Below are 8024 nucleotides of genomic sequence, written 5' to 3' on the forward strand. Positions count from 1 at the left end.
TCACGTGTCAATTTGATATATTGAGCTCCTTCAGTTTTTGCAAGTTTAATGCCCAATTTATCTGTTTCAGCCTTCATATCATCGAAGTTTGAAGCAACCTGTGGAGCCAAGATAACCAAATCAAACTCTGGCAACATTTCACGGTGAGCACCGTAACTACCCGCTGCCGCTTTGACTGGAACATTGTATTCTACTGCTGCTTTGTTCAAGGCATTGGCAAGCAAGCCACTTGTACCTCCACCTGCACAAAGAACAAGGACATTAGTTTCTTTTGTGATATTATTGTTTGCTGCTACATCTTCTTTAGCAACGCCTGCTTTTCCAAGAACGGCATCTGCTTTAGCAGTATTGAAGTTTACAGCTACTTTTTCTTTAAGAGCATCGTTTGTTTTACCAGAACGTTCTTCTTCAAGAATTTGGTCATCGTATGCCTTAACAAATGGGTAATAAATGATAGTATCAACAACTACCAAGAGTCCGGCTAAGATAAATGATAGAACTTGGAAGTTAGTACCAAGTACAATTCCCAAAGGACCAGGAGTAACCCATGGAAGGTTGGCAGAGAATGAGTTCATATTCAATGTGTCAACAAAGAATTTAAAGATCCAAACGTTGGCAATCGGAGCGAAAATGAAAGGTACAAAGAAAATCGGATTCAATACGATTGGTGCACCAAATAAGATTGGCTCATTAACCCCAAAGAATGTTGGAACAACTGAGGCACGTCCGATGGCACGGTTACGTTCTGATTTACAAACCCACATGAACAAGAATGGAACAATCAATGTAGCTCCTGTTCCACCCATGGTAACAATAAACATTTGAGTACCAGAAGTGATAACTTTATCTGCATGTTGTCCAGCTTGGATAAGATGCAAGTTGGTATCGATATTGGCATAAGTGATAGCAGCGATTGCTGGTTCGACAATTGAAGGACCGTGGATACCAACAAACCAGAAGAAGGCATAAGCACCAAAGATAAATGTAATTCCAAGGTAACCATCTGCAGCTGAGAAGAGAGGAGCAAGAAGGGTACCGATTGATTCTGCAACGGTTACACCAAGAGTTCCCTTAGCAATGAGTTCAAGTCCATAAAGGAGAACAACCGATACAGTGAATGGAATCAAGTCTTTAAATACTTGAGAGATATTTGGTGGAACCTCTTCAGGCATACGAATAGTAACATTATTTTTCACACAGACCTTGTAAACATTAACTGTCACAAAGGCTGCAATAAATGCTGTCAAAAGACCTTTTGTTCCCATGAAGGCTGTCAAGAAGCCTCCTTCTTTTGCAGGCTCAGCTGCCATCAAAAGGAACCCTACCATAGATGCTAGCATCGTAGATAAGAAGTTAATCTGATTGGTCGCAGGTAGGTCACGGTTCATTGAGTCCGTCAAAGCTTTAGCGGTAGTACCACCAACAAAGAATGCTAGGATACCCATCGAATAGCTATAAGGAGTCATCAAGAAGGTCTCAATGTCTTTTGACCAGTGGAATCCCCAAGCATTTGGGACATAGGCAATAAGGATAAAGATAGATGAGAAAAGGATGACTGGCATACCAGCGATAAATCCATCACGAATAGCACGAAGATAGATGTTTCGAGAGATTTTTTCAAAGAACGGTTTCCCTTTCTCAATAAGTTCAATGAGTTTATGCATTATTTTGTTCCCCTTTTATAAAGTTCGATGAGGTGAGGAATCATATCTTTTAATAAGATAGCAGTCATTAAGTGGTCCTGACCATGCATCATGGTAACGCTGTATGGAAGTTCCTCCCCAGAAGCTTCTCGAGCCAACATAGCTGTCTGAGAATTGTGAGCCTCTGCAATACAGCTTCCTGCTTCTACTACAAGACTATCTGCCTTAGGGAAATCACCATTTTCAGCCGCTTTAAGCGCTTCTAAAAGTTTAGAGCGAGCATCTCCAGCATAAGCAACAATTTCAAACCCTAAGAGAGTCATCTCTTCACTGTTCATAACAATATCCTCCGTTTTATGTTTTTACTATACTTTATCAGTCCATGGACTAGCTGTTTTAACAAGAACTTTGTTAAGTTCATCAATATTTTCGAATCCAGTAGTACGCAACCATTCACGTGCTGCTTTTTCACCTTCTTTGATGTAAGGTTCTACAGATCCCGCCCAAGTAGCACGTCCACAAAGCACACCATTAAACTTGGCACCTGAGTCGTGAGCAAACTGCAATGTTTCTTGGAACAATTTAGCAGATACACCTGCACTTAGGTAGATGTATGGAAGGTTAGTCGCTTCTTCTTGTGCTTTAAAGAAGTCAGCAGCTTCAGCTTTACTGTAAACCACTTCACCATCAGCAAAACCTTCGACATATTTAACGTTAACTGGTACTTCTACTTTAAGAACATCAATGTTAAAGCGTGGATCAGAGAAAACTTTCATCGCTTCAATGACTTTGCGAGGTTTCACTTTTGCATATTCAACAGAACCTGCATCTGAGATTTCTTCATCATAAGCAAGGATTTCCAAGAAGAAAGGAATATCTTCACCGACACATTCAGAACCAACACGTTCAATATAAGCTTGTTTTTGTTGGTTAAGTTCATCTGAGCTGTCTACATCATAGTAAAGTAAGAACTTAACGGCATCAGCGCCTTGCTCTTTGATACGTTTTGCAGACCAAACATCCAAGCAGTCAGGCAAACGTTTTGTACTTGATGTATCATAACCTGTTTTTTCATAGGCAAGAAGAAGACCTGCTTCTTTATCCAATGCTTTTGTTGCTGGAAGTCCATATTCAGGGTCAAGCAACATTGAAGAAGCGTATTTTGTAAGTTCATCAGCAACCAAAACCTTTAGTTCTTCCATTTGAGCTACAGTTGGTTCTGTATCTTGATACTGTGCCATCAAACGTTTCAAAGCACCACGTTGGTCAAATGCCAAAGCTGAGATAACACCGTTTTTATCTGAAATTTTTTCCAAAGATTTGCGTTTCTGTTCTGTAAGTACCATTTTTATACCTCTTTTACTTCAATTTGTGAGTTTAGTGTTTCGTAATTAGTCATATTCACATGCCCTGTCATTGTTTCTTGAGCATTTAACATACCCAATGTCATCGCATGTTTTAATAAGTCAGCGTCACTTTTTTTACTATTTAAAGCTGATGCAATACCAGCTACCGTTGAGTCCCCTGATCCGACTGGATTTACAACTGGGATATCAGGAATATCTACCTTATAGAAAACATCACCATGTTTTGCAAAGGCACCGTTTCGACCTAATGAGACCACTATCCATTCGATACCACTAAAAAGTGACTCTTTAAGAACGCCTTTGAGTTCTTCAATATCTTTTGTTACTTCTTTTCCAAGCAACTGTGAAAGTTCCTCATTATTAGGTTTGATGGCAGTAGGTTTAGCCGACGATTTTAGAACTGTTTCAAGAGGTGCACCTGAACAATCCAAAACGACTGCTACTCCTTCATCCGAAGCAAGTTGGATAAGTTTTTCATAATAATCGTTGGGAAGTCCTGAAGGTAAACTTCCAGAAATTGTCACAACTTCTGATTGTTTAATAAGATTGCTATAGTGGTCAAGAAAGCCTTCTGCTTCTTCATGAGAAATTGTTGGTCCTTGTTCCAAAATTTCTGTTTGGTTACCCTCGTGTAAGATAGCAATACAGTTTCTAGTGTTTCCTGAGATTTTATAAAAAGCTGGACTAACAGGAGATTGTTCTAATTCGCTTTCAATAAATTCACCAATTTTACCACCTAAGAAACCTGTAGCAGTAACTTTATCACCAGATTCATACAAGACTCTAGTAACATTTAAGCCTTTTCCACCAGCTGTCTTACTAACATCTTTCACCCTATTCACTGTATCAATTTTCAATGTTTCTAGAGGATAAGAGATGTCTACTGAAGGATTTAGTGTGACTGTCAGAATCATTTGTTATACCTTAATCGTGGTAGTCACCACGGTCCCATTTCTCAAGGAATTCTGTAAAGAAATCTTCATCTGCTTGATGTGCATTATGTGTTTCAACGTGTTCGATTTTTGCAATCAATTTTTTATTTTCTTCTGTTGGTTTGTACTCAGCTTCAATGAAAGCTTCAATGATGTCATTCATAAGAAGACCACCAGTAATCATTCCACCGAAACCGATAACATTCGCATTTAACTCTTCTTTTGCATATAGAGCTGATGTCATATCGCGAACCAACGCTGAGCGAACACCTGGAACTTTATTGACTGCATTGTTAATGCCGACACCTGTACCACAGATACATACTCCCAAGTCTGCTTGACCACTTACTACTGCTTCACCGACTTTTTTACCATAGATAGGGTAGTGAGTACGTGCGTGGTCATATGTCCCGAAATCAAGGACCTCATGTCCTTTTGATTTCAAGAATTCTGATACTGCCATTTTTTCATCTGTGACAATGTGGTCACATCCAATTGCGATTCTCATTCCTTAACTCCCTTTCTTAACACATCTTGTTAAGCATATCTACACGGATTTGATGACGTCCGCCATCATATTTACCATTAACAAAACCTTTAGCGATGTTTTTAGCAAGCTCATCACCGACGATTTCAGCGCCAACCGTAATCATTCGTGCATTGTTATGTCCACGTGTCATATAAGCTGAGCGTTCATCTGAAACTTCTGCTGCAACCATACCTTTAATTTTAGTTGCTACCATGAATGGACCAGCTCCATAAGCATCAATTACAATACCTAAGTTTTGCTCATCTTTATTTACTTCAGAGGAAACTGCCAAGGTAACATCAACAAAATCTTGTCCGTCCTTAGTCACATCAATTACCTCAAAACCTTCTTCTACAAGAAAATTTTTCACAACATCTTTTAATCTCGTACCTTTGAGATCTGCACCAACAACAATGGCCATTTTGACCACCTCCTAAATTTTAGAAAGAAATGCTACGTAGAAGTAGAAAACATTTTACAAAACGTTCGAAAAAACGTTTTCATCATTTCTTTGTTTATATAATATCAAACATTCAAACAAAAAACAACGATTTTTGTTTATTTTTTGTTTATTTTTTTATTTGTTTTTTTTAAAATAGATAACACCGTTGAATTATTGTTCATTTTTGTTCATTTAATCCATCACAAAATGGACGTGAAATATCTATTCAAGTATTACAAAAGTCTTTTACTTTCTATAACTTACTGATTAAGAGGTCCTACTTTATTTTCGTCTTATACAAAATCTGACCTAAGCTAATATACGTCAATCCTCTATTCTTATTTCATCATCTAACGTTTGTTTTTATTTGAAATTGTTTGTTTTACCTTAAAAATATTGTCTTTTATGATACAATTAAAAGAAAATTATCTTTGGAAAAAAATTACTTTATGAAAGAAGAGTCTTCATATGAACAAAAAACGACGATTAGAAAAAATTTTAGATATGTTAAAGATTGATGGGACCATAACCATAAAAGAAATAATAGATGAACTAGATATTTCCGATATGACAGCCCGTAGAGACCTTGATACTCTAGAAGCTGATGGACTTTTAACACGTACTCATGGTGGTGCACAATTGCTTTCCTCTAAAAAGCCACTTGAAAAGACACATATCGAGAAGAAAAGTCTAAATACAAAAGAAAAAATTGACATTGCTAAAAAAGCCTGCTCTTTAATCAAAGATGGCGATACTGTTTTTATTGGACCCGGAACTACACTTGAACAACTGGCATTAGAATTGAAAGGTCGTAAAGGTTATAAAATTCGTGTCATTACAAATAGTCTTCCTGTGTTCTTGATTCTAAATGATAGCGAAACCATTGATTTATTGCTTCTTGGCGGTGAATATAGAGAAATAACTGGAGCTTTTGTAGGTTCAATGGCTTCGACAAATTTAAAAGCAATGAGATTTGCCAAAGCTTTTGTTAGTGCAAATGCTGTTACCCATAATTCTATTGCTACATATAGTGACAAGGAAGGTGTGATTCAACAACTTGCCCTAAACAATGCTATAGAAAAATTCTTATTAGTAGACAGTACTAAATTCGATCGATACGATTTCTTTAACTTCTATAATCTAGATCAACTCGATACCATCGTTACAGATAACCAGATTAGCCCTCAACACTTAGAGGAATTTAGCCAGTACACTACTATTTTAAAAGCGGACTAGAATTATGACTTATAAAAATATTGTTTTTGAACTTGATGGCACTCTTTATGACCATCAACTCCCCTTTAAACGTAGCGTTGAGAAATGTTTTCCGACGCTTGATATCCAACAAATAGATAACATTTACAAACGTTTCAGATATTGGTCTGATGTTGCTTTTCCTAAATACACGAAAAAATTCATCAGTATTGAGCAGCTTAGAATTTTTCGCTGTCAGAAGACTATAGAAGAATTTGGCATCGATAGTATTTCTAGGACAGAAGCTCTAGACTTCCAAGCTGACTATGAATAATGTTATCCTTAAATCTTAGAGTCACTATTGTATAATTTAGACAAAGGACAAAAACATGAAAAAACGCTACTCAAAAGAATTTAAAGAAACCCTTATCGCCTTCTATCATTCTGGTCAATCCGTCACCCAGCTGTAAAGAATACGACGTGGCCCCTGCAACAATTTATAAATGGATAGACCTCTACTCTAAATCTAATGAAAGCTCCGTCTCTAAAGCTGATTTTCTAGAATTAAAAAGACAACTGGCTAAAGTTAAGGAAGAACGAGACATCTTAAAAAAAGTATTGACCATATTCGCCGAGAAAAAGAAGTGAGTGCTGCGGATATGGCTCAAACCATACAAACTTTAGCACTCAATGTCAGACTAAGCTGTCAACTCCTTGATGTTCCTGAATCAAGTTATTATGAACGGATTAACCGACATCCATCTAAAACTCAATTAAGGAGACAATACCTGTCACTCAAAATTTCTCAACTCTTCAATGCTGACCGAGGAATCTATGGTGCTCCTAAAATTCATCATCTTCTACTTAAACAAGGGGAAAAAGTCGGGTTAAAACTGGTACAGAAGCTAATGAAGCAACTTCAACTCAAGTCTGTAGTCATTAAGAAATTTAAGCCTGGATACTCACTAAGTGATCACATCAATCGAAAAAATCTCATACAGACTGAACCTACAAAGAAAAATAAGGTTTGGTCAACCGACATTACTTATATTCCTACTCAACAAGGATGGGCTTATCTCTCAACCATTATGGATCGTTATACTAAAAAAGTCATTGCTTGGGATTTGGGCAAGCGAATGACTGTAGAATTAGTGCAAAGAACTTTAAATAAGGCCATTAAATCACAAGACTATCCAGAAGCTGTTATTCTTCATTCTGACCAAGGAAGCCAGTATACGAGTCTAGAGTATGAAGAGTTACTTAAGTATTATGGGATGGCTCACTCTTTCAGTCGAAGGGGATACCCTTATCATAATGCCAGTCTTGAATCTTGGCATGGACATTTAAAAAGAGAGTGGGTGTATCAATTTAAATATAAGAACTTTGAAGAAGCCTATCAGAGTATTTTCTAGTACATCGAAGCCTTTTATAATTCAAAACGAATCCATCAAAGTTTAGGGTATCTTACACCTAATCAATTTGAAAAGGTAAGTGCTTAAAATAAATAGATTAAAATTCTACGTTTGTTACTCTAAAAACTTGACTTAACGTCAAATTCCTCCTGGTATGTTTTCTTATAGTCTACACACCTTAATTTTTCTGTCTAGTTAATTGTAGCCTATCCAATCTCCTATAAAAAATAGCTCTAAATAGCGACCACTTATAATGATCAAGAATAGCAGATGCTACTCCCCCTACTCCTATGAAAAACAGTAAGAGTAAATATAAAAATAGCAGCAGATTCGTCCATAACGATAAAAGAACCAATAAAAGAGAAACTAATCCGGCCGTAATAAAAGAAAGAATCAGAATACCATAATAGATTTTCAAATTAACAGCCCATTCTTTGATCCTATTAAGCTCAGCTATTTCCTCCTCAATCATTCATCAATCCACCTGCTCTTTCTTCTTCTTGGG

General features: G+C 36.9%; 8 protein-coding genes and 2 pseudogenes. 3 read left to right on the forward strand and 7 right to left on the reverse strand.

Annotated elements, in window-relative coordinates:
- The 6 genes from HMPREF9088_RS10410 to lacA all read right to left on the reverse strand — a co-directional run.
- Positions 1 to 1664 (reverse strand): lactose-specific PTS transporter subunit EIIC (locus tag HMPREF9088_RS10410; protein ID WP_007209211.1); only part of this gene is annotated, 1664 nt, incomplete at its 3' end.
- A complete protein-coding gene (locus tag HMPREF9088_RS10415; protein WP_007209212.1) occupies positions 1664 to 1981 on the reverse strand; it encodes a PTS lactose/cellobiose transporter subunit IIA in 318 nt (105 codons plus the stop codon). The genes HMPREF9088_RS10410 and HMPREF9088_RS10415, both read right to left, overlap by 1 nt.
- 27 nt (positions 1982 to 2008) lie before the next feature.
- Positions 2009 to 2989 carry a tagatose-bisphosphate aldolase gene (gene lacD / locus HMPREF9088_RS10420; protein WP_007209213.1) on the reverse strand — a complete coding sequence of 327 codons (981 nt, stop codon included), beginning with the start codon at positions 2987 to 2989 and terminating at the stop codon, positions 2009 to 2011.
- Between the two features lie 2 nt (positions 2990 to 2991).
- Positions 2992 to 3924 (reverse strand): tagatose-6-phosphate kinase, encoded by a 933-nt coding sequence (gene lacC / locus HMPREF9088_RS10425; protein WP_007209214.1) that lies wholly within the window; start codon positions 3922 to 3924, stop codon positions 2992 to 2994.
- A gap of 10 nt (positions 3925 to 3934) precedes the next feature.
- Positions 3935 to 4450 carry a galactose-6-phosphate isomerase subunit LacB gene (gene lacB, locus HMPREF9088_RS10430; RefSeq protein ID WP_007209215.1) on the reverse strand — a complete coding sequence of 172 codons (516 nt, stop codon included), beginning with the start codon at positions 4448 to 4450 and terminating at the stop codon, positions 3935 to 3937.
- Between the two features lie 16 nt (positions 4451 to 4466).
- Entirely contained in the window at positions 4467 to 4892 is a 426-nt protein-coding gene (gene lacA, locus HMPREF9088_RS10435) for a galactose-6-phosphate isomerase subunit LacA (RefSeq protein WP_007209216.1), read from the reverse strand.
- Between the two features lie 489 nt (positions 4893 to 5381).
- On the opposite strand from lacA, the gene HMPREF9088_RS10440 reads away from it, so the two are divergent.
- From HMPREF9088_RS10440 to HMPREF9088_RS10455, 3 genes and pseudogenes are all read left to right on the forward strand, one after another.
- Positions 5382 to 6149 carry a DeoR/GlpR family DNA-binding transcription regulator gene (locus HMPREF9088_RS10440; protein ID WP_007209218.1) on the forward strand — a complete coding sequence of 256 codons (768 nt, stop codon included), beginning with the start codon at positions 5382 to 5384 and terminating at the stop codon, positions 6147 to 6149.
- A gap of 4 nt (positions 6150 to 6153) precedes the next feature.
- Positions 6154 to 6438 (forward strand): annotated as a pseudogene (locus HMPREF9088_RS10445) (HAD family hydrolase); the annotation flags it as partial.
- Between the two features lie 58 nt (positions 6439 to 6496).
- A pseudogene (locus HMPREF9088_RS10455) lies at positions 6497 to 7606 on the forward strand (IS3-like element IS981 family transposase).
- A gap of 91 nt (positions 7607 to 7697) precedes the next feature.
- On the opposite strand, the gene HMPREF9088_RS10460 reads toward HMPREF9088_RS10455, so the two are convergent.
- The gene (locus HMPREF9088_RS10460) at positions 7698 to 7991 is read right to left on the reverse strand and encodes a hypothetical protein (RefSeq protein ID WP_007209221.1); all 294 of its coding nucleotides are present in this window, start codon (positions 7989 to 7991) and stop codon (positions 7698 to 7700) included.
- Positions 7992 to 8024 lie beyond the last annotated feature (33 nt).

Source organism: Enterococcus italicus DSM 15952, from assembly GCF_000185365.1.
In the GTDB taxonomy this organism is placed as follows: Bacteria; Bacillota; Bacilli; order Lactobacillales; family Enterococcaceae; genus Enterococcus_G; species Enterococcus_G italicus.